General features: G+C 68.3%; 19 protein-coding genes. 8 read left to right on the plus strand and 11 right to left on the minus strand.

Translation table 11 applies throughout. From position 1 onward, the window contains the following. The first annotated feature begins 363 nt into the window (after positions 1 to 363). The 6 genes from NUV94_04875 (at position 364) to NUV94_04900 (ending at position 4,319) form a co-directional block, all read left to right on the plus strand. A complete protein-coding gene (locus NUV94_04875; GenBank protein ID MCR4392110.1) occupies positions 364 to 756 on the plus strand; it encodes a HEPN domain-containing protein in 393 nt (130 codons plus the stop codon). After that, on the plus strand, positions 731 to 1,129 hold the full coding sequence (locus NUV94_04880) for a nucleotidyltransferase domain-containing protein (protein ID MCR4392111.1): 399 nt from the start codon (positions 731 to 733) through the stop codon (positions 1,127 to 1,129). The genes NUV94_04875 and NUV94_04880 overlap by 26 nt, the downstream gene beginning before the upstream one ends. Then, the gene (locus NUV94_04885) at positions 1,126 to 1,584 is read left to right on the plus strand and encodes a sugar transferase (GenBank protein MCR4392112.1); all 459 of its coding nucleotides are present in this window, start codon (positions 1,126 to 1,128) and stop codon (positions 1,582 to 1,584) included. Before NUV94_04880 ends, NUV94_04885 begins: the two co-directional genes overlap by 4 nt. A 252-nt stretch (positions 1,585 to 1,836) precedes the next feature. Continuing rightward, the gene (locus NUV94_04890; GenBank protein MCR4392113.1) at positions 1,837 to 2,058 is read left to right on the plus strand and encodes a ribbon-helix-helix domain-containing protein; all 222 of its coding nucleotides are present in this window, start codon (positions 1,837 to 1,839) and stop codon (positions 2,056 to 2,058) included. 411 nt (positions 2,059 to 2,469) lie between these two features. Then, complete coding sequence (locus tag NUV94_04895) at positions 2,470 to 2,955, plus strand: adenosine-specific kinase (GenBank protein ID MCR4392114.1); 486 nt, start codon at positions 2,470 to 2,472, stop codon at positions 2,953 to 2,955. A gap of 347 nt (positions 2,956 to 3,302) precedes the next feature. Further along, a complete protein-coding gene (locus NUV94_04900) occupies positions 3,303 to 4,319 on the plus strand; it encodes an SIS domain-containing protein (GenBank protein ID MCR4392115.1) in 1,017 nt (338 codons plus the stop codon). Positions 4,320 to 4,569: 250 nt separating this feature from the next. Here the strand turns inward: NUV94_04900 and NUV94_04905 are convergent, their stop codons facing one another. Next, positions 4,570 to 8,877, minus strand: coding sequence for a DEAD/DEAH box helicase (locus NUV94_04905; protein ID MCR4392116.1), 4,308 nt, complete (start codon positions 8,875 to 8,877; stop codon positions 4,570 to 4,572). A gap of 130 nt (positions 8,878 to 9,007) precedes the next feature. On the opposite strand from NUV94_04905, the gene NUV94_04910 reads away from it, so the two are divergent. Then, positions 9,008 to 10,633: a long-chain-fatty-acid--CoA ligase gene (locus NUV94_04910; protein MCR4392117.1), complete on the plus strand. Its 1,626-nt coding sequence runs from the start codon at positions 9,008 to 9,010 to the stop codon at positions 10,631 to 10,633. A gap of 12 nt (positions 10,634 to 10,645) precedes the next feature. Here the strand turns inward: NUV94_04910 and NUV94_04915 are convergent, their stop codons facing one another. The 10 genes from NUV94_04915 to frr form a co-directional block, all read right to left on the minus strand. Next, positions 10,646 to 11,815 carry a hypothetical protein gene (locus NUV94_04915; protein ID MCR4392118.1) on the minus strand — a complete coding sequence of 390 codons (1,170 nt, stop codon included), beginning with the start codon at positions 11,813 to 11,815 and terminating at the stop codon, positions 10,646 to 10,648. A 102-nt stretch (positions 11,816 to 11,917) separates the two neighbouring features. Beyond that, positions 11,918 to 13,318, minus strand: coding sequence for a F0F1 ATP synthase subunit beta (gene atpD, locus NUV94_04920; protein ID MCR4392119.1), 1,401 nt, complete (start codon positions 13,316 to 13,318; stop codon positions 11,918 to 11,920). Beyond that, positions 13,318 to 14,166, minus strand: a complete 849-nt coding sequence (gene atpG / locus NUV94_04925) for an ATP synthase F1 subunit gamma (protein MCR4392120.1) — start codon at positions 14,164 to 14,166, stop codon at positions 13,318 to 13,320. The genes atpD and atpG overlap by 1 nt, the downstream gene beginning before the upstream one ends. After that, positions 14,166 to 15,674, minus strand: coding sequence for a F0F1 ATP synthase subunit alpha (gene atpA, locus NUV94_04930; GenBank protein MCR4392121.1), 1,509 nt, complete (start codon positions 15,672 to 15,674; stop codon positions 14,166 to 14,168). The genes atpG and atpA overlap by 1 nt, the downstream gene beginning before the upstream one ends. Positions 15,675 to 15,677: 3 nt before the next feature. Continuing rightward, on the minus strand, positions 15,678 to 16,220 hold the full coding sequence (gene atpH / locus NUV94_04935) for an ATP synthase F1 subunit delta (protein MCR4392122.1): 543 nt from the start codon (positions 16,218 to 16,220) through the stop codon (positions 15,678 to 15,680). Between the two features lie 2 nt (positions 16,221 to 16,222). Further along, positions 16,223 to 16,738: a F0F1 ATP synthase subunit B gene (gene atpF, locus NUV94_04940; protein MCR4392123.1), complete on the minus strand. Its 516-nt coding sequence runs from the start codon at positions 16,736 to 16,738 to the stop codon at positions 16,223 to 16,225. Positions 16,739 to 16,748: 10 nt separating this feature from the next. Further along, positions 16,749 to 16,988, minus strand: a complete 240-nt coding sequence (gene atpE / locus NUV94_04945; protein ID MCR4392124.1) for an ATP synthase F0 subunit C — start codon at positions 16,986 to 16,988, stop codon at positions 16,749 to 16,751. A gap of 17 nt (positions 16,989 to 17,005) precedes the next feature. Continuing rightward, a complete protein-coding gene (gene atpB / locus NUV94_04950) occupies positions 17,006 to 17,701 on the minus strand; it encodes a F0F1 ATP synthase subunit A (GenBank protein MCR4392125.1) in 696 nt (231 codons plus the stop codon). Then, positions 17,682 to 18,032, minus strand: a complete 351-nt coding sequence (locus NUV94_04955) for a hypothetical protein (protein MCR4392126.1) — start codon at positions 18,030 to 18,032, stop codon at positions 17,682 to 17,684. Before NUV94_04955 ends, atpB begins: the two co-directional genes overlap by 20 nt. Positions 18,033 to 18,039: 7 nt before the next feature. Further along, positions 18,040 to 18,561, minus strand: a complete 522-nt coding sequence (gene frr / locus NUV94_04960; GenBank protein MCR4392127.1) for a ribosome recycling factor — start codon at positions 18,559 to 18,561, stop codon at positions 18,040 to 18,042. Between the two features lie 100 nt (positions 18,562 to 18,661). Between frr and NUV94_04965 the strand changes: the two genes are divergently transcribed. Next, on the plus strand, positions 18,662 to 20,089 hold the full coding sequence (locus NUV94_04965) for an HD domain-containing protein (GenBank protein MCR4392128.1): 1,428 nt from the start codon (positions 18,662 to 18,664) through the stop codon (positions 20,087 to 20,089). The last annotated feature ends 59 nt before the right edge of the window (positions 20,090 to 20,148 follow it).

Genomic DNA, 20,148 nt, shown 5'->3' on the forward strand with positions numbered 1-20,148 from the left:
ATGATGAAACAGGGACGGGACTACGAGCTAAGGGAGGTCGCATGTCCCACTTGAAAATCCGAGCGGGATGTTCAGATGCTGTATTAGATGTCAAGATGGGACCTGCCAGCGGACGGGCCAGGCCGGCCGGGCCAAGGTCCAGGACTACGCGCTTCCCCGCGTGCTCATGGAGACGGCGACGATCTACGGCCGCAGCCTCGGCCGCAACCCAATGGCCCAAGCGGGCACCGCTGCTAGGTCGTCGGTGCGATGGGGCCAGAGAGTCCCTGCTAACCCCCGGTTTCGCCAACCCGGAAGGGGTTGTGGTGCGCGACACCCACCTAGGGATCGCGGTGCTCGGTGCCGGGCTATAATGGCAGGGCGATGAACCGGTATAAGGACTGGTTGGATCAAGCGATGGGCAATTTGGGCCATGCCGAGCGAAGCCTTGCCATGACGGACTATGCCTGGGCTTGCTTTGCCGCACAGCAAGCGGCAGAGATGGCCGTGAAAGCCCTTCACATGAAGCTAGGCCAGATTGCGTGGGGGCACTCCGTGGTGGATCTCCTCGAGGCCTTGCCTGAAAAGGTGAGACCAGACCGAGAATTCTTGGACAAGGCCAGGGTCCTCGACAAATACTACATTCCCACCCGGTATCCCAACGCTCACCCCGCTGGCCCGGCCCATCGCCATTACATGGCGAAGGAAGCTCACGAGGCGACCACCTTGGCCAGGGAGGTCTTGGAGTACTGTGAGCGTAAGAGTCTGGAGGATTGATCGGGAGGCCATTTTGGCCCGGCTGACCCGTTGGGCGAGCGAGCTCGCGCAGGACGACAACGTGCTTGCCGTGGTGCTTTTCGGATCATTGGCGCGTGGAGATCATACTGGCGCGAGCGATGCGGATGTTTTGATCCTCCTAGGTCACTCTTCGTGCCGTTTCGACGAGCGCATCCCTTCCTTCCTCCCCACGGGCATCGGAATTGGGGTCGATGTGTTCCCGTACACCTTGGAGGAGGCCGCGCGGGCCGTGGAGGAAAGGTGGGGAGTGGTGGAAGTGGCGCTGCGGGAAGGCCTTCCCCTGTTCGAGCGGAGGGAGAAGCTCGGTCGGCTCCGGTCTCTTTTGGGCCCAGGTTTTGAAAAGACAGGGTGAAACCCCAAGGTTGGTACCGCAGTTACAGGAAGCGTTCACGCGACGTGATATTGTCCATCTTGGCCTTGGCAACACTTCTGCCGATAGCCCCAGTGGTGGCGTCGGTTATCCTGGTCTCCATGGGCTCACCTGTGCTCTTCCGCCAAGTGCGCCCTGGGCTGCACGGGCGGCCGTTCACGCCCTACAAGTTCCGCACGATGATAGCCCTGCACGATAAGCAAGGGAACTTGCTTCCGGATGAGCAGAGGCTGACACAGCTTGGGCGCCGCGGTGGTAGAAGACCTGCCGCCGCGCGTGACCCCTGTTGGGACCCCCGCCAAGCCGATGAAAAGATCTCCATGACGGAGGGGGAAGCCATGAAAGAGCTCGTTCCCATGTCGAAGGGCGCTGCTCCTCATTTCCAGGACGTCATTGAGCTGGTTAAGGGATATAGCCAAGCTCGATCCCGGCGTTAAGGAGCGCATCCGGCAAGCCTTGGAGAGGTACGCACAGGATCCTGTCCACTACGCTTCAGAAGATGGCTGATCCCACGCTCTTGAACAAGCAGGGCGTGATTGTAGCGAGGCGCGGGAAGGCGTGTAGTGGGGAAAGGCCCATGGCATCGGGATTGGTGTCGCAGCACGAGGGATGCCTGGGAGCGTCTGGGGAACTAGCCTAAGCTTGCTTTAGCTCGCATGAGCATGTACGATCACCTCGGGTGATCGCCCGTGCTCAAGACATACGTCGCTAAGCTTGAAGAACGCCAGATCGAGGCATTGCGGGAGTTGTCCAAGGAAACAGGGGTCCCCCAAGCCGAGCTCCTGCGCCAGGCGGTTGACCTGCTGCTCGAAAAACGGGCTGCTGAGCGAGAACGGCTGGAGTTTCTCAGGCGCGTGGATCAGGATCTAGATGAGGACCGTGAGGCGATGGAGCGGCTGGCTCGCCTGTGAGGTACCTCACAGGCGAGGAAGTCGTTGTCGTCCATGAGCGGGTCCTGGCCAGGTTTGGCGGGGCTGGGGGCATCCGTGATTGGGGCTTGCTCGACTCCGCCGTGCAGCGTCCTCGGGGGGCCTTCGGTGGGGAGAACTTGTACCCTGACCTGTTCGCCAAGGCCGCCGCACTAGGACACTCCCTCGTTCTCAACCACCCGTTTGTTGACGGCAACAAGCGGACAGCCTAGGAAAGCATGAAGCGTTTCCTTGCGGAGAACGGATATCGGCTCAGGACCGCGAGCGACGAGATCGTCGACCTAATGCTTCGCATCGAGGATAAGGCCTTAGGCGTGGAGCAGACTGTGGATTGGCTTCGTCAGCGGACAATCTCCCCCTGACGGGTGACTCGGGTGGCAAAGGAGGGGAACCGTGGAGCTGAAGGTGGTGCGGATCGAGAAGCCGGACGAGGTGAACCTGATCCTGGGGCAGGCCCACTTCATCAAGACCGTGGAGGACCTGCACGAGACCTTGGTCACCCAGGTGCCGGGGGCCAAGTTTGCTCTTGCGTTTTGCGAGTCGTCCGGGCCGGCGCTCGTGCGGTGGTCGGGCACCGACCCCGAGCTCACCGAGCTCGCCAAGAAGAACGCCCTGGCCCTTGCGTGCGGCCATAGTTTCATCGTGTTCCTGCGGGGCCTTTATCCCATCAACGTGCTCAACGCGGTGAAGATGGTGCCCGAGGTGTGCCGCATCTTCTGCGCCACCGCCAACCCGGTAGAGGTGATCGTGGCCGAGACCGAGCAGGGGCGGGGCATCCTCGGGGTGATCGACGGGGTCAAGACCAAGGGCGTGGAGTCCGAGCCCGAGATTGCCGAACGCAAGGCCTTCCTCCGCACGATCGGGTACAAGCTGGGCTGACCTTGTCACCCTCTCTCCGACCCTCCCCCATCGAGGGGGAGGGGGTTGTGCCCCTTCTCCCCTTTGCGGATCCCTTCTCCCCGTTGTGGGTTCCCATTTATCCCTCTTCCCCGGGTGGGAGAGGGCGGGGGTGAGGGGGCGCCTTTCCTTGCCCGGGCAGTGCCCGAAGGCCGATCATGCTGACCATGTTTCCCGGAAGCGGAGGTGGACGATGAGCACCCGGGTAACGAAGAAAATGGTCACCCCCTTTGAGGCCTGTGGCGCGAGCGGGGCGATACTGATGATCAACCTTTATGACCCTCAAATCCCCACGTGCGTTTGTTCCTCGAGGCCGCGGAGGGGCGGAATTGCCCCTCCTCATCGTGGGGAACAAGCTGGACCTCGTATCGGAAGGGGACGTGCGCCGGGTGCAGGCGGAGCTCGGCATGGAGTTCCCCACGATGTCGCTTCTTTCGGGGACGAATGTGGCCGAGGTCACCGCGGAAGTCGAGAGGAGGTTTCCCCCGGGCTCGCGGATCGTGGTCCTTGGGATCTTCAACTCGGGCAAAACGAGCCTTATCGCCCGCCTGACCGGAAAGGAGTTGAAGATCGGGGACTTGCCGGGCACCACCCTCGAGTTCGAGGAGCATCCCTGGAACGGTCGGGTCCTGATCGACTCGGTAGGCCAAGTGATCGATGTGAACCGGCACTTCATGGTGGGCTACGATTTCACGGGTTGTCAAAGTCCAGAGGCGATGTTCGAGAAGGCCCTGCGGCTTGAGGCAGAGGGCATTCTGTCCTCTCTTGTCACGGCACGGGATGGGTTCATCACGGCGCTCCAGGGGATCTACGGCCGGGTTTCCGCCGGAGGAAAGATCGTGACCACCGGAGCGGGGGCATCGGCGTTGGTAGCGGAGGAGATCGCTGGGCAGTGCTACGAGACCGGGGTTCCGTGTCTATGCATCACCAACAACATGGCCCAGGCGCTGCCGGTATCGTTCGCCAAGGGCACAGCCGAGGAAGAAGGCGGCCTTGCCCGGTACATCGCCGATTCCGTTGGCCCGCGTGATGTGCTCATCGGGATCCCCGCCTCCGGGGGGACGGGGTTCGTCTACGAGGCCCTCCGCTTGGCCCGGGCCAAAGGTGCCCTGACCGTCGCCATCACAGAGAACAAGGATACCCCGCTGGGAAAGAATGCCGATGTGATCATCAAGAGCAACGCCAAGCCCGAGGGGCCATCCAGCACCAGGATTCAGACCGCTCACTTGGCGATCGGACATGCGCTGGTGTGCATCCTCGCCGCCCTCCGCGGGGTGACTGCCGAAGAGTCCATCCAGTTCATGCTCCCGGAGTGCATCGCCACCAAGAAAATGGGGATCAAGTGAGGGCCTGCGGCGATCGTTCCCACTGGCTCCTGTTTTAGCAACCGGTTCAGCTTGCGACCTGGGGCCATGGCAAGCTGCGAAGAAAGGGACGATCGCCGGAGGTGACCCCGGCCGATGCTCTCGCCAGCCTGGCGGTGGCGTGGGCGGCAACCCATGCCGGCGCCTTTCCCCCGATCCCCCGGACCACCGACGCCTTCCCGACGAGCGGGGAGCCCTTGTAGGAAGATCGTGCCGGTGGGGGGCTGGGCCGTCAGGGTCCGCCGTACCGCCGGTAGAGGATCAAGGCATTGGGCCCACGCTGGAACCCGAGGCCCCGCAGAACCTCCTCTAGGGGGCTTCCCAGCACCGGCTGCCCGTTCCAGGTGCGGACGGTGAGCCGGCGGAGTGGGCCCTCGACGAGCTTTGCCAGGGAGGCCAGCGCCTCCTTTCGCTCGGCCTCGGAAAGCTGGGCGAGCTCGGTGACCCGCTCCCCCCAGCCCTCGATCACCAGCACGGGTAGACCTCCGCGGAGGACGAGGAACGTCCCCGGTCCCCGCCGCAGGCGCCACTCCGGATCGGTGGGGTGCGGCACCGGGAACGGGGCCCCCGCCCCGTACAGCACTGCCGGGTCGGACGTGGGGATCAGCATCCAGTCCTCCTCCGACCGGGCGAGGTCGGCCAGTGCCGTGTCGGGAGCGAACTGGGCCCCGGCCAAGCCCTCCACGAGGAGACCCCGCTCCAGTTCCCCCCGCCACTCGAGGCGGGTGAGGAGAGGGTAGAGCTCGCCCCACGCCACGGCCGCCCCATCCAGGGCCAGGATCCCCCGGGAGAGGACCCCATATCGGGCGAGGAGGAGCTGCGCCAGGTTCCCCCGCTCCTCCTCGGTGAGGTCTCCGGCCGGCATGGGGACGAGGGACCACCGTCCGCTTCCGCCCTGCCAGACCCTGGTCTTGCTGACTTCTCGGGGAGGCGGGCCGGCCTGAAGCGGGGAGAGCCCGTCGACTGTCACGAGCCCGGCCCGGGCGAGCTCCCACAGGAGCACCGCACAACGCGCCGCGGGGATCCCAAGGTCCCCGGCAAGCTCGACGAGGAAGCTCGCCCCCCGAGCGGCGAGGCGTTTCCTCAGCGCCTCTGCCTCCGGGGAAAGCTCTCCGCCTGCCGGCGGGGGGTAGGCCTTCCCGAGCCACGGGAGGTCGTCCCGCCGGGCGAACGCGGCCGCCAGGTCCCGCCCGGCCCCGGGCCGGCCCAGCCACAGGAACTCCCCGCTGCGGAGGAGATCCTCCACCCACCCCGTGCGGTACCCCTCCACCCGCGCCGGCAAGGCCTCGCCGTCCCACAGGGCCCACGGGAGCGCGATCCCCTGGAGCTCCCTCAGGACCTGGGCCACGCCCTCCGGCCCGGAGAGGTGCGTGCCCGGCGTGCGGTGCTGGTGGCGGAGCACGTATCCTTGCAGGGCGGCCGGGCCGTACGCCCGGGCCCGCCCGCGGCGCGCGGCCAGGGTCCGGCGGCGCAGGCGCTCCAGGGTCTCCCGGCGCGTCCAGCACCGCTCGCCGCGCCAGGTCACGGCCACGAACGGGGGGCCGGCCAGGGCGGCCTCGATCGTCTCCGCGGGGAACGGATACCGGCGACGAAGCTCGGAACGGGAGACCAGCGCCCGGCTCCCTACACGCCGCCCTACCACCTCGGCCTGGGCTTCCCTGTCCCCAGCGAGGGCCGCCCGGTACAGGGGGAGGTCCTCCCCGGCCACGATCCGCTCCGGCGGGTCGGCTCCAAGGAACTCCACCCGGGCCAGCGTCCCGGTGGCAAGGAACCCGGGCACGGCGCCCCCTGCCTCGGGCGAGGCAAGGGCGGCGAGCTCGTCCTCGCCCACGTCCCCGAGGCGCTTCACGTGGGCCACGAGCTCGGCGCCGGTGCGCGCCCACCGCCCCTCTCCAATTCCGCGGAGCTCCCCCTCCACCTGCGCCACGGCCTCGGGGTCGACCGCGTGAGCAAGATCGCGGTCAAGGAGCACCGCCAGCTCTTCCTCGGCCAGGCCAGTCGGGACCGGGCCGGGCTTGGGCTCGTCCCACTGGTAGAGGTAGGTGGCCTGGAACTCCCAGAGGAGCGAGGCCGAAAACGGGGACGGGGCAAGACCGCGCCGCACGGCCACCTCCACCTCCCCTGCCTCCACCCGGCGGAGCCAAGAGAGGAGCGCATCCATGGGCAGGAACTCGGAGAGGATCTCCCGGTACGTCTCGATGACGATCGGGAACCCCGGTCGGGCCCGGGCCGCCTCGAGGAGATCCCGGGCGGTGAGGCGCCGGAGCCAGAGCGGCATGCGTTTCCCCGGCCGGTCCTGCGGGAGGAGCAGGGCCCGGCTCGCGTTCTCCCGGAACCGGAGGCCGAACAGGGGGGAGTTGGCGAGTTCGGCCAGCACGAGAGGCTCTGCCTCTTCCGGGCGGATGCCCCGGATGAGCGCGACGGCTCGGTCGAAGGGCACTTGGGTGAGCCGGAACAGGATCCCGGTGTTGCCGTGAAGGGAATCGGGCTGGATCCCGAGCTCCTCGCGGAATCGGGCCAGGATCGCCAGGCGCAGGGCGAGGTGGAACCGGCTCCCGAGCGGGGTCAGGAGGGCAAGGCGGAAGCCCCCGGCCTCGTCGGGGAACCCCTCGATCACGGTCCGGCGGTCGGTGGGCACGGCGGACCGGGAGCGTTGCTCCGCCACGTACCGCACGAGGTTCTCCGCCGCCGCCTGGTCCAGCGCGCACTCCTCCCTCAGCCAGAGGACGAGATCGGGATCGCCCAGGCGGTCCTCGATCTCCCGGGCCAGGGCTCCCACCGCAAGCCCCAGGTGGACGTCCCGACCGTAGGCCTCCCCTTTCCAGAACGGGATCTTGGCCGGTCCATCCCCTGGGGCGACCACCACCCGGTCGTGGCCGATGTCCACGATCCGCCACCGGTTCGTGCCGAGGACGATCACCTCCCCCACCCGGGCCTCGTACACGAACTCCTCATCCAGCTCCCCGATCCGTTCCCCTCCTTCGGTGTACACCGGGTACTCCCCGGTATCGGGGATCGCCCCGCCGCTCGTGAGCGCGAGGTGCCGGCTCCCCGGGAGGGGGTGGAGCACGTCGTGCACCCGGTCCCAGACGAGGCGTGGCCGGGCTCCCCAGGGAAGGGCGCCCTCGGAGAGCATCCGCAGCACGGAGAGGAACGCATCCCGCGGGAGGTCGTGGAACGGGTACGCCCGGCGCACGAGGCGCAGGAGGTCGTCCACCGCCATCGGACCCCCGGCGACGATGGCCACGATCTGCTGGGCAAGGATGTCGAGCGCCCCCTTGGGGATACGGACTTCCGCGATCTCCGCCCGGCGCATCGCCCGGGCCAGGGCGGCCATCTCCAGGAGATCGCCCCGGGTCTTGGGGAGGAGCCGCCCCCGGGACGGGGCGCGGTAGAGGTGCCCGGCCCTCCCCACCCGCTGGAGCGCCCGGGCCACCCCATGCGGCGATTCCACCTGGATCACGAGGTCCACGAGCCCCATGTCGATCCCGAGCTCGAGGCTGGCCGTGGCCACGATCGCCGGGAGCTCCCCGGCCTTGAGCCGCCCCTCGAGGTCCCTCCGACGTTCCTTGGCCACCGACCCGTGGTGGACCTGGACGAGCTCGTAGCCCGCGAGCTCGTTGACCTCGGCGGCGATCCGCTCCGCGGCCCGGCGGTTGTTCACGAACACGATCGTGGAGCGGTGGCCAAGGATCAGCTCGTGAAGCCGGGCATAGATCGAAGGCCACACCGAGCCCTCGGGGAGGGCGGTCATGTCCGCGGTGGGGGCGATCACCAGGAGGTCCAGTTCCTTCCGGAGCCCGGCGTCCACGGCCTTCACCGTCCGCTCATGGAACGTCCCCGCGTCTTCGGCGTACCCGCCGAGGAACCGGGCCACCGCGGGGAGGGGGCGGATGGTGGCCGAAAGCCCGATCCGCTGGAACGGCCGTGCGCACAAGGCCTCCAGGCGCTCCAGGAGCACGGAGAGGAACGTGCCCCGCTTGCTCTCGGCCAGGGCGTGGACCTCGTCCACGATCACGTACCGGACGCTCCTCAGGGTCTCCCGCGCCCGGGGCGAGGTGAGCATGAGGTGCAGCGACTCCGGGGTGGTGATGAGGATGTGGGGCGGGCGGCGGACGAGGCGCTGCCGCTCCGCGGATGGGGTGTCCCCGGTGCGCACCCCGACCCGGATCTCGGGCAGGGTAGTCCCTTCGGCCCGGGCCACCTCCTGGATCCCGGCGAGGGGAACGCGGAGGTTCCGCTCGATGTCGTACCCAAGGGCCTTCAGGGGGGAGATGTACAGCGTGTGCACGGCCGGGGCGGAGGGCTCGGGCGGGCGTCGCAGGAGCTCGTCGATGGCAAAGAGGAACGCGGCCAGGGTCTTCCCCGAGCCCGTAGGGGCGAGGATCAGCGTGTGGGATCCTGCAGCGATGGCCGGCCACCCCAGCTCTTGGGCCGGGGTCGGCGTCCCCAGCACCCCCCGGAACCAGCGGGCCGCCACTGGGCTGAACAGGGCCAGCGGATCGTGTTCCGGCGAGGTGATCGGTGAGCGTTCCACCACAGGTCACCGCTCGCATTCTAAGCCCTCGCACGGCTCCCCCTCACCTCGACCCTCGCTCACAAGGGGGAAGGGTGGCGATTGGCCTAGGTCCCCTCTATACTTCGGGCGAATCCAACGAGGAGGGAAAGGGATGCGTACGCTGCCCCAGGTGCTTGAGGAGACGGCCAAGAAGCACCCGGACCGCCCCGCCGTGTTCTACGAGGGGAAGACCCTCACCTACCGCGACCTCGCCAGCGAGGTGGAGCGGTTGGCGGCGGGCTTGGTGGAGCTGGGGGTCGAGCCCGGGGACAAGGTCGCGATCTGGATGTCCAACGTCCCGGAGTGGATCGTGGCCTACTTCGCGGTCGCCCGGGCCGGTGGGGTGGTGGTGCCGATGAACACCCGCTACAAGACCCACGAGGTCGTGTACATCCTCGGCAACTCCGAAGCCAAGGCGGCCTTCCTTGCCCCTGGGTTCCTGGGAATCGACTACACAGGGATGCTCGGGGAGGTACGGCCGAAGCTCCCCCTCCTGCGGGAGGTGATCGCCGTGGGCGAGGGCGCTCCCGGGGCGCGCCCGTACGCAGAGGTCCTGGCCTTGGGCGATACCCCTGCCGCCCGGGCTGAGCTCGCCCGCCGCCAGAACGCGATCCACCCTGAGGACTGCGTGTTCATCCTGTACACGTCCGGCACCACCGGGGAGCCCAAGGGGGCGATGCTCTCCCACCACAACATGGCCGAGAACGCCCGCCAGATCACGGAGATCATGGAGGTGACAGAGCAAGACGTGTTCCTCCTCGCGGTGCCGTTCTTCCACTGCTTCGGGTGCGTGATGGGGATCCTGGGGGCGATCACGTGGGGGGCGGCGATCGTGCCGATGCCCATTTTCAAGCCCGACGAGGCCCTTCGCCTCGTGGAGAAGCACCGGGTGAGCATCCTCTACGGGGTGCCCACGATGTTCGTCCTTGAGCTCGAGGAGCAGCGCCAGGCCAAGGCCGCCGGCCGGCCCTACGACGTGTCCTCGCTCCGCACCGGGATCATGGCCGGGGCGCCGTGCCCGGTGGAGGTGATGCGGGGGACGATGGACGAGCTCGGGTGCAACGTGTGCATCTGCTACGGTCTCACCGAGGCCTCTCCCGTGATCACCATGACTAGGTTTTCGGACCCGATCGATAAACGGGTGGAGACGGTGGGCAAGACCCTCCCCGGGGTCGAGGTCAAGGTGGTGGACGATGCCCGGCGGGAGGTCCCCCTCGGGGAGACCGGGGAACTCGCGTGTCGGGGGTACAACGTGATGCTCGGGTACTGGAAGAACCCCGAGGCCACCCGGCAGGTCATCGACGAAGGGGGTTGGCTCTACTCCGGCGACCTCGCCACCCTCGATGCCGAGGGGTACGTGCGGATCGTCGGCCGGAAGAAGGACATGTACATCGTGGGCGGGTTCAACGTGTACCCGGCGGAGGTGGAGGAGGTCCTGTTCACCCACCCCGGGATCCAGAACGTGGCCGTGGTCGGGGTGCCGGACCGGGTGATGGGCGAGGTGGGGATGGCGTTCATCATCCCCCGCCAGGGCACACATCTGGACCCCCAGGAGGTCGTGGACTTCTGCGCCCACAGGATCGCCGGGTTCAAGGTCCCGCGGTACGTGGTGGTGGCCACGGAGTTCCCCATGACCCCCTCAGGGAAGGTCCAGAAGTACAAGCTCGTCGAGCAAGGTCGGGAGCTCATCGCCCAAGGGAAGGTCCGGAAGCTTGAACCGCGCAAGACCGGACGTTGAGGGGGATCGGGGTTACAGGCCCTGGCGGGCGAGCCAGCGGGCCAGGACCGGGTCGGTGAGGACCCAGTCCCCTCGCCCGCTCCGTTCGGCTAGCCCCTTCTTTTCCAGGTACAGAAGGTAGCGGGACACCACATTCGGCGTGTCCCCCACCGCCTGGGCGATGGCCGTGGGCGCGGAATGGCCTTGGGCCAAGGCCAAGGCCACCTTTCGCTCCTTGGGGGCGAGGTGCGTCCACTCCTCGCGCAACAGGAGATCCCCCTCTTCCCTCAGGAATTCCTCCCCGGCCTGGGCCACCGCCTCCGCGGTCACCTTCCCACCCAGCCGGGCCAGCTCCCGGCCGAGGAACTGGACGTAGAACGGGATCCCATGGGTGAGCTCCCACAACGCCTCCAGGGCTTCGGCGGGGACCCGTTGCCCCAGGTTTCGGGAGAGGAGCGTGTCCACCGCAGGCTTGGGGAGCGGGCCCACCTCCCGTACCACGAACTGGCGCCAGAACGCGGCGGCCGGGGATAGGGCCACCGCCTCCATGGTGCCCCGCATCGATCCGGAGATGGAAAACACGGTGTGTTCTATCCTTTCGTACAGGGTGCGGAGCTTGCGCACTGCCCCCTCCCCCAGCGCCTGTCCGGCGTGCTTGACCTCCATCAGGGTGGGGAACTCGTCCAGGAAAAGGACACAGCGCACCCCGGTCTCCCGGGCCAGGTTCTCCGGGAAGAGCACCGCCCGTTCCAGGAAGTCCGCGGCCGAGGGGCGTTCCTCTCCCCGGGAAAAGAGGAGCAAAATCTCGATCTCCCGACGAAGCCTCACGGAGATTCGCACGCCGTCGAGGACTTCCCGCAGGAGGTCGAGAGGGGCGGAAAGAAGGTTCCGCGCCCGTACGGCCAGCGGGAGCCTCCCCCGCTCCTGGAACCGTTCCAGGGTCTCCCGCACCAGGGATTGGGCAAGCTCCCCGAGTGTCCCCTCCACCAGGTCCCACAGGGACAGGTACACCGGGATCACCCTGGGGTTTTCATCCAACCGACGGACGACCTCCAGGAAGACCGAGGTCTTGCCCATGCGGCGGCGGCCCACGAGGGCGAACCCCATGCGCTCGCGGGGGGAGCTCAGGGCCTCCACCATTTCCGCGAGGAGCTCCTCGCGATCCACGAAGTCCTCCCCATACGCCGGACGCAACGTGAACATCTTACGACAAGTTTATCGTCGACAAATCTATCGTCAACGTTGCCCCCTGGTTTCGTGAGCTGGGGGAGGCCTTGGTTGTGGGAATGGGATGCGTGAAACGGCTTATCGTTTGGCCCGGGCGAGGGCCTCGTCGATGGTGCCCGTCATGTAGAACGCCTGCTCCGGTATCTCATCGAGCTCCCCGTCGCAGATCATGCGGAACCCGCGCACCGTGTCCTCGATCTTCACGTATGCCCCCTTGCGGCCCGTGAACTGCTCGGCCACGTGGAACGGCTGGGCCATGAACCTTTGGATCTTCCGGGCCCGCATGACCACCGTCTGGTCCTCCTCGGAGAGCTCCTCCATCCCCATGATGGCGATGATGTCCTGGAGGTCCTGGTAGCGCTGGAGGATGGCCCGCGTCCGCTGGGCGACCTCGTAGTGCTCGCGGGAAAGGACCCGCGGGTCCATGAGGCGGGAGTCGGACTGCAGGGGGTCCACCGCCGGGTAGATCCCCTTCTCCGCCAGCTCCCGGGTCAGGGTGATCGTGGCGTCGAGGTGGGCGAACACCGTGGCTGGGGCCGGGTCGGTGAAGTCGTCGGCCGGCACGTACACCGCCTGGACCGAGGTGATCGACCCCCGGCGGGTGGAGGTGATCCGCTCCTGGAGCTCCGCCATCTCCGTGGCGAGCGTCGGCTGGTACCCGACCTCGCTGGGCATCCGCCCCAGCAGGGCCGACACCTCGCTCCCGGCCTGGGCGAACCGGAAGATGTTGTCGATAAAGAGGAGCACGTCTTTGCCCTCCTCGTCGCGGAAGTGCTCGGCCATCGTCACCCCGGACAGGCCCACCCGGAACCGGGCCCCGGGGGGCTCGTTCATCTGCCCGTACACGAGCACCGTGCTCGGCAGCACCCCGGCCCGCTTCATCTCCAGGTACAGGTCGTTCCCCTCCCTCGACCGCTCCCCGACCCCGGCGAACACGGAGTAGCCCTTGTGCTCGTAGGCGATGGCCCGGATCAGCTCCATGATCAGCACCGTCTTCCCCACCCCGGCCCCGCCGAACAGGCCGATCTTGCCCCCTTTCGGAAACGGGGCGATGAGGTCGATGACCTTGATCCCGGTCTCCAGCACCTCGTCCTCCACCGCAAGGTCGGCGAGCGGTGGGGGCTCGCGGTGGATGGGGTAGCGCTTGGTCGTCGCGGGGGGAGGCTGCTCGTCGATGGGGTGCCCGGTGAGGTCGAACATCCTGCCCAGGGTCTCCGGGCCCACCGGGACGGCGATCGGCCCGCCGGTGTCCACGACCTTGTCCCCCCGGCGGAGGCCATCGGTGGTGTCCATGGCGATCGCCCGCACCGCGGAGTCCCCGAGGTGCTGGGCCACCTCGAGCACGAGGTCCTTGCCCTCCCGGGCGATGATCAGCGCCTGCCGCAATGGGGGCAGGTGCCCATGTGGGAACTGCACGTCCACCACCGGCCCACGGATGACCGTGATCCAACCCTCGGCCACAGGTTCTCGGTTCGCCATCAGTCCCTCACCGCCTCCGCCCCGCCCATGATGTCGGCGAGCTCAGTCGTGATCCGGTGCTGACGGGCCTTATTATAGTTCAGGGTCAGCTTCTCCATGAGCTCGTCGGCGTTGTCGGTGGCCGCCTTCATCGCCTGACGGCGGATCGCGTGCTCGGAGGTCTTGGCGTCGACCAGGATCTCGTAGATCCGGCCGAGGAGCACGAGGCGAGCCAGCTCGTTCACGACCTGGGGCAGTCCCGGCTCGACCAGGAGATCGCGGGGCCGGCCTTCCGGCAGGGCCAGGGGGAGGAGGCGCTCCACCCGCACCTGCTGGGAGAGCTCCCCGCGAAAGTACATGTACACCGCGTAGGCCTCGCCCACGTCGCGCCCGTACAGGGCGAGGAGGTCGGCCTGGATCGCCCGGGCGATGTCCAGGTTCGGCCGGTCGTAGAGGCGCAGGTACCGGCGCACGATCGGCCACGGACCGCCCCGGAAATGGCGATTCGCTTTGTCCCCGCCCACCAAGAGCCGGACCCCTTCCCGCCCGCGGCAGAAGTGGTCCGCCGCCCGGTTCACATCCCCTACGTAGCGGCCACACAGGCCGCGGTCGGTGTTGATCACCAGCACCGCCGTCCCTGGCTGCCCGACCCCATCCACGAGCGGATGGGACAGGCCCCCCTGCCGGAATGCGGCGACAAGGTCGGCGAGCACCTGGCGGCTCTCCGCGCCGAACGGCCGGGCCGCCAGGAGCACCCGCTTTCGTTGCATGACCTGGGTGGTGGCGATGGTGTACATGGCCTTGGTGATCTGCCGCACGTGGCGGACGTTCTGGATCCTCCGGTAGATCTGGCGGGCGCGGACGGCCATCAGGCCCTGAACCCTTCCCTGAACTCGGCGATCGCTGCCTCCAGGCCCGCGCGAACGCCCTCGGTCAGGCGGCGTTGCCGCTTGAGCTCGGCCAAGACCTCGGGGTGCCCTTCCCGCAGCGACGCGAGGAACCCCTGTTCGAACGCGTTCACCGCTTCCACCGGGATGTCGTCGAGGTGCCCGCTCACCGCCACGTACAGGATCGCCACCTGTTCCTCCACCGGCATCGGCCGATACTGATCCTGCTTGAGGATCTCCATCACCCGCTCCCCCCGGGCGAGCTGGGCCTGGGACGCCTCATCGAGCTCCTGGGCGAACTCGGCGAACGCCGCGAGGTCCCGGTACTGGGCGAGCTCCAGCCTGAGTTGCCCGGCCACCTCCTTCATCGCCGGCACCTGGGCCGCCCCGCCCACCCGCGACACCGAAAGCCCCGCGTTCATCGCCGGCCGCTGCCCCTTGTTGAAGAGGTCGGCCTCGAGGTAGATCTGGCCGTCGGTGATGGAGATGAGGTTCGTCGGGATGTAGGCGGTGATGTCCCCGGCCTTGGTCTCCACGATGGGCAGCGCGGTGAGCGATCCGCCTCCGTATTCGTCCGCCAGGCGCGCCGCCCGCTCGAGGAGGCGGGAGTGGGTGTAGAAGATGTCCCCAGGGTACGCCTCCCGGCCCGGCGGCCGCCTGAGGAGAAGGGAGATCTCCCGGTACGCCACGGCGTGCTTGGAGAGGTCATCGTAGATCACCAGCGCGTCTTCTCCGCGGTCGCGGAAGTACTCGCCCATCGCGCAGCCGGCGTAGGGGGCGATGTACTGGAGCGGGGTGGGGTCCTCGGCGGCCGCGGCGACGACGATCGTGTGCCCCAGGGCATCGTACCGGCGCAGGGCGTCCACGACCTTGGCGATGGTGGACGACTTCTGGCCGATGGCCACGTAGATGCAGTACACGCCTTGGTCGCGTTGGTTGATGATCGTGTCCACCACGATCGCGGTCTTGCCGGTGCGGCGGTCGCCGATCAGGAGTTCCCGCTGCCCGCGGCCGATCGGGGTCAGGGCGTCGATGCACTTGATCCCGGTCTGGAGCGGGGTGTCCACCGGCTGGCGCATGATCACGCCGGGGGCCTTCTCGTCCGTCTTGCGGTGCCCCTCGGGTTGAACCGGCTCCCCGCCGTCTAGGGGACGGCCGAGGGGGTCCACCACCCGCCCCAGGAACCCCCGGCCGACCGGGGTCTCCAGCACCCGCCCCGTACGACGGACCTCGTCCCCTTCCTTGATCTCCTGGTCCGGGCCGAGGAGGGCGACCCCCACCGAGTCCTCGGCCAGGTCCAGCACGAGGCCGTAGATGTCCCCTGGGAACAGGAGCAGCTCCGAGGCCATCGCCGACCGCAGCCCCCACACCCGGGCGATGCCGTCCCCCACCTCCACCACCACCCCGACCTCCTCCATCGCGAGGTCGGCGCCGAGGTCGCGGATCTGCTGCTTGATGATGGACGCGATTTCGTCTTTGCGTGGGCTCATCGGCTACCCCTTTGCCAAACGCTCGGCCAGTCGAGCAAGACGCCCGCGCAGGGAGGCGTCAATGCGCCGGCCGGCCAACTTCAACTCCACCCCTGCCAGAAGCTCGGGGGCGTCCACCGTCTCCAGGTCCACCGGCCGGCCCACGGCCTCTTCCAACCGGGCCTTGAGCGTGCTCAGCCACGCCGCGGATAGCGGCCGAGCCGTGCGCACGAGGACATGCACCGCCTTGCCCTGTTCCTCGGCAGCGTTGAAGAAACCTTCGGCCAACTCGGGGAGGAGGGCGGCCCGCCCCTTGCGCATCAAAAGCCGTAGCAGGTTGAGGGTGTAAGGGTGCACCACCTCCCCTAGGGCCTGACTCAGCACGGCCTCCTTGGTTTGGGTGGCGATCAGGGGGTGGGCGAGGAACGGGGGCACGAGGTCGGGATGGTCGTTCCACAGCTCACGGATGAGGGAGAGATCCTGGGCAATGCGCTCCGTGAGGCCCTCGGCCGCGCTCACCTCGTACAGGGCCTGAGCATAGCGGCGGGCGACCTCTGGCTCGGGCATGGCTACTGAAGGAGCCGGGGGTCAATCCGCCCGCTGAGCTCGGCGAGGAGCCGCTCGTGGTCGGCAGGCCTCACCTCCCGCTCCAGGACCCGGGAAGCCCCGAGGAGGACGAGCTCCGCGTACGCGCGGCGCAGCTCGGCCAGGGCCTCCTCCCGGGCCCGCCCCGCCGCGGCCTCTCCCTCCGCGATGATGCGTTGGGCCTGGTCTCGAGCTTCCCGCCGGGCCTCGCGCAGGAGCCGCTGGGCCTCGGCCTCGGCACGGGCCAGGATCTCCCGCGCCTGGCGGTTGGCCTGGCTCAATTCCTCCTCCCGCCGGCGGAGCAGGGCCTCGGCCTGGGCCTGTGCGTCCTTGGCCCGCAAGAGCCGCTCCTCCTCAAGCTGCCGACGCCGGTCGAGCCAAGCGAGCACCGGCCTCCAGAGGAGGCGCTTGAGGAGCCACAGGAGCAGGGCGAAGTTGACCAGGTTTAGGATCAGCGTCCAGTTGATGTTCTTGACGATGGTGCCCCACTCCAAGCGCACGCTCTCCTCCTCAGGCCACGAAGATGAGGACGATGGCCACCACAAGCGAGTAGATGCCGGTGGTCTCGGTGATGGCCTGGCCGATAACCATGGTCCGGAGCAGGACGTTGGCCATCTCCGGCTGGCGGGCCATGGCGTCCAGGGCATGGGCGGCGGCGATGCCCTCTCCCACCGCCGGGCCGATGGCCCCCAAGCCCATGCAGATCCCGGCCGCCAGGTACCTTGCTGCGTTGATGATCACGCTGTCCATCTTCCTCTCTCCTCCTCTCACTCTGCGGTTACCTGGATGTACGCCGATGCCAGAAGCGCGAACACGAATGCCTGGATGGTGCCGGCGAACAGCCCGAACCACCCGTTGAGCACCACCGGGACCAACACCGGCGCGAACTTCTCCGTGACTATCGTGGTCAAGATCGCCCCCCCCAGGATGTTCCCGAACAGACGGAACCCGTGCGACAGCGTCCGCCCGAAGTCCCCGACCACGTTCAAGGGAAGCAAGAACGGGAACGGCTCGAAGTACCCCCTGAGGTGGCGGAAGAACCCCTTCTCCCGGATCCCGTAGTAGTGGGTGAGTCCGTACACCATGAGGGCCAAGCCCATGGTCACGTTCAAATCCTGGGTTGGGGAAACGACGTACGGGATGGGAAGGAGGCTCGCCCAGTTGCACAGAAGCACGTACAGGAGCAGGGTGGCGATCAGGGGGAGGAGCCGCCGCCTCAAGGACTTGGTGAATCCCCCGAGGAGTTGGTCCTCCACCAGCTCCACCGCCGCGGCCAGGGCCGCGGCGCGACGGCTCGGCGGGGCGTCCGGATCCGCGGAGAGCCCTCGCCGCAGCCACAGCGCAACCAGGGCCAGGGCGATCGTGACCCCCACTGCCGCCGCGATGACGGCGAGGTTGAACGCGATCTCCACGCCGCCGATCCGGATGTGGAGGGCTAGCTCTTTACCCAAGTGCTCGAGCAACCCGCACCGTCCAGATCCAACGCCCCGCGGTGGGCAGGAGGAGCCCCACCGCCACGGCCAGCGGTTCCAGTCCCAAGGCGATCCCGCCGAACGAGAGCACCCCAAGAAGCACCTGGCGGGAGAACGCGGCCAGCCCAGCCGCGGGCCCGCCCCGGGATTCCCGGACCCACGCTCCCAGGAGCCATCCCCGCACCAGCCGGCCGGCGGCGATCACCCCCACCCCCCATGCCACACCGGCCGCCCACTCCCAGCCCACCGCGAGGAAGGCCAGCGCCACCAGCACCGCGAGCAGTGCCCCTTCGCGCATCCCTACCCAGATCCACGCTGGCATTCTGACCTCACAACGTCCGCATCTCTTGGCCTTTTTTCTCCGCCAGCTCGTCCGCCTTCTTCACGTGGTCTGCGGTCAGCTCGTCGAGCTCATCCCGGACCCGGAAGTAGTCGTCCTCAGCGAGACGCCCGTCCTTCTTCTCCTGGTCCAGCTTCTCCCGCACGTCCCGGCGGATGTTGCGTAGGGCGATCTTGGCCTCTTCCGCCCGTTTATGGACGAGCTTGACGAGCTCGTTCCGCCGCTCCTCCGACAGTCGCGGCACCTTGATCCGCACCACTTGGCCGTCGTTCTGGGGGTTGAGGCCGAGGTCGGCGGCCAGGATCGCCTTCTCCATGGCCGGAATCTGTGTACGGTCGAACGGGCGCACCACGATCAGGTCGGGATCGGGGGCCACCACGTTCGCCAGGTGTTTGAGCGGGGTGGGGGTGCCGTAGTACTCCACCATCACGTTCTCCAGGAGCGCCGGGTTGGCCCGTCCGGTGTGCACCTTCCCCAGCTCCGCCCGGAACACCTCCAGCGTCCTCGCCATGTGGGCTTTGGCGTCACGTAGTAGCGGATGTTCCATACGTTCCCACCTCGGCGAATCCTAGCCGCGATGCGTCCCGGTCGCAAGCAGGCGATAATCGCCCGTGCGCATTCCGGTGGGGTCCGTGCTCGCCGGGCACCCGTACGCCCGGGAGATCCTGGCCCGCCTGAACGCGGCCGGCCATCAGGCCGTGCTCGTCGGGGGGGCGGTGCGGGACGCGGTCCTGGCCGAGGCCCGGGGGGAAGCTTTCGTGGCCCAGGACGTGGACATCGCCACCTCGGCCGCCCCGGCCGAGGTGCGGCGTCTGTTCGCCGACCGCAAGGTCCTCACGGTGGGAGAGAGCTTCGGGGTGGTGGTGGTGGTCGGCCCGGATGGCCGACAGTACGAGGTGGCCACGTTCCGCACCGAGGACGGCTACGCCGACGGCCGGCGGCCGGACCGCGTGCGGTGGGGCTCCCTCGCCGAGGACGTGCGGCGACGGGACTTCACCGTGAACGGGCTCGCCGCCGACGCCGACGGGGAGGTCCTGGATCTGGTGAAAGGGATCCCCGACCTTAAGGCCGGCCTCATCCGGGCCATCGGTGATCCCCACCAGCGGTTCGCCGAAGACTTCCTGCGCATGCTGCGCGCCGTGCGCTTGGCCTGCCAGCTTGGGTTTGCCATCGAGCCCCAGACCGCCGCCGCCATCCGCGCCCATGCCCCCCGCATCACCGGCATCTCCTGGGAGCGGATCCGCGACGAGCTTTTGCGTACCCTGGCCACCCCCCGAGCCGCCCGCGGGGTCGCCCTCCTCGAGGAGCTCGGCCTTCTCCGGCACGTGCTCCCGGAGATCGCCGCCCTGCGCGGCGTGCCCCAGCCCCCGGAGTACCACCCGGAGGGGGATGTCCTGGTCCACACCGTGGCCGCGGTGGGCGCGGCGGACGGGGTGTGGGACGACCCGGTTCTCAAGCTGGCGGTGCTGTTCCACGATGTGGGCAAGCCCGCGGCCCTGGAGCGCTCCGGGGGGGAGAACATGGGCGGCCACTGTGGGATCGGGGCCCGCATCGCCGAGGAGGCGCTGACGCGGCTGCGGCTCCCGCGGCGTGAGGTGGACCGGGTCGCCTACCTCGTGCGGGAGCACATGCGGGTGGCCCGCCTCCCGGAGATGGGCATCGGCAAGCAGGTGCGCCTCCTCGGCGAAGGGGAGGACGAACGGGCCCCGCTCGCCGACCTGCCGCGGCGGTTCCCCTTGTTCGCCGACCTCCTGCGCTTGGTGATCTGCGACGCCGAGGCCTCCGCCCATCGGGCCGATGCGTGGCGGCCCCTCCTCTCCCGGTCGGTGGGGCTCCTCGTCCACCTGCGGCACATCCACGGCATCCGCCGGGCGCGGGAGCTCATCACCGGGGACGACCTCGTGGCGCTGGGGGCGCGGCCAGGGCCCCGCCTCGGCCAGGTGCTTTCCGCCGTGCACGAGCGGATCCTGGCCGGGGAGATCACCACCCGGGATGAGGCGCTCGCCCTCGCGGCCCGCCTCCTCGAAGGTCAGCGGTAACGCGCGTCACGTCCCCGATGTCCCCTCGCCGGTTCGCGTCTCGCCTGGCGGAGGGCGGC

The sequence above is a fragment of the Candidatus Acetothermia bacterium genome (assembly GCA_024653305.1).
Classification (GTDB): Bacteria; Bipolaricaulota; Bipolaricaulia; order Bipolaricaulales; family Bipolaricaulaceae; genus JACIWI01.

Bases quoted from the DNA above. Each gene is read 5' to 3' on its own strand.
- atpD (MCR4392119.1), bottom strand. From the start codon at position 13,318: ATGGCGAACCGAGAACCTGTGGCCGAGGGTTGGATCACGGTCATCCGT.
- frr (MCR4392127.1), bottom strand. From the start codon at position 18,561: ATGGCGAGGACGCTGGAGGTGTTCCGGGCGGAGCTGGGGAAGGTGCAC.
- atpA (MCR4392121.1), bottom strand. From the start codon at position 15,674: ATGAGCCCACGCAAAGACGAAATCGCGTCCATCATCAAGCAGCAGATC.
- atpE (MCR4392124.1), bottom strand. From the start codon at position 16,988: ATGGACAGCGTGATCATCAACGCAGCAAGGTACCTGGCGGCCGGGATC.
- NUV94_04875 (MCR4392110.1), top strand. From the start codon at position 364: ATGAACCGGTATAAGGACTGGTTGGATCAAGCGATGGGCAATTTGGGC.
- NUV94_04910 (MCR4392117.1), top strand. From the start codon at position 9,008: ATGCGTACGCTGCCCCAGGTGCTTGAGGAGACGGCCAAGAAGCACCCG.
- NUV94_04915 (MCR4392118.1), bottom strand. From the start codon at position 11,815: ATGTTCACGTTGCGTCCGGCGTATGGGGAGGACTTCGTGGATCGCGAG.
- NUV94_04955 (MCR4392126.1), bottom strand. From the start codon at position 18,032: ATGCCAGCGTGGATCTGGGTAGGGATGCGCGAAGGGGCACTGCTCGCG.
- atpH (MCR4392122.1), bottom strand. From the start codon at position 16,220: ATGCCCGAGCCAGAGGTCGCCCGCCGCTATGCTCAGGCCCTGTACGAG.
- atpG (MCR4392120.1), bottom strand. From the start codon at position 14,166: ATGGCCGTCCGCGCCCGCCAGATCTACCGGAGGATCCAGAACGTCCGC.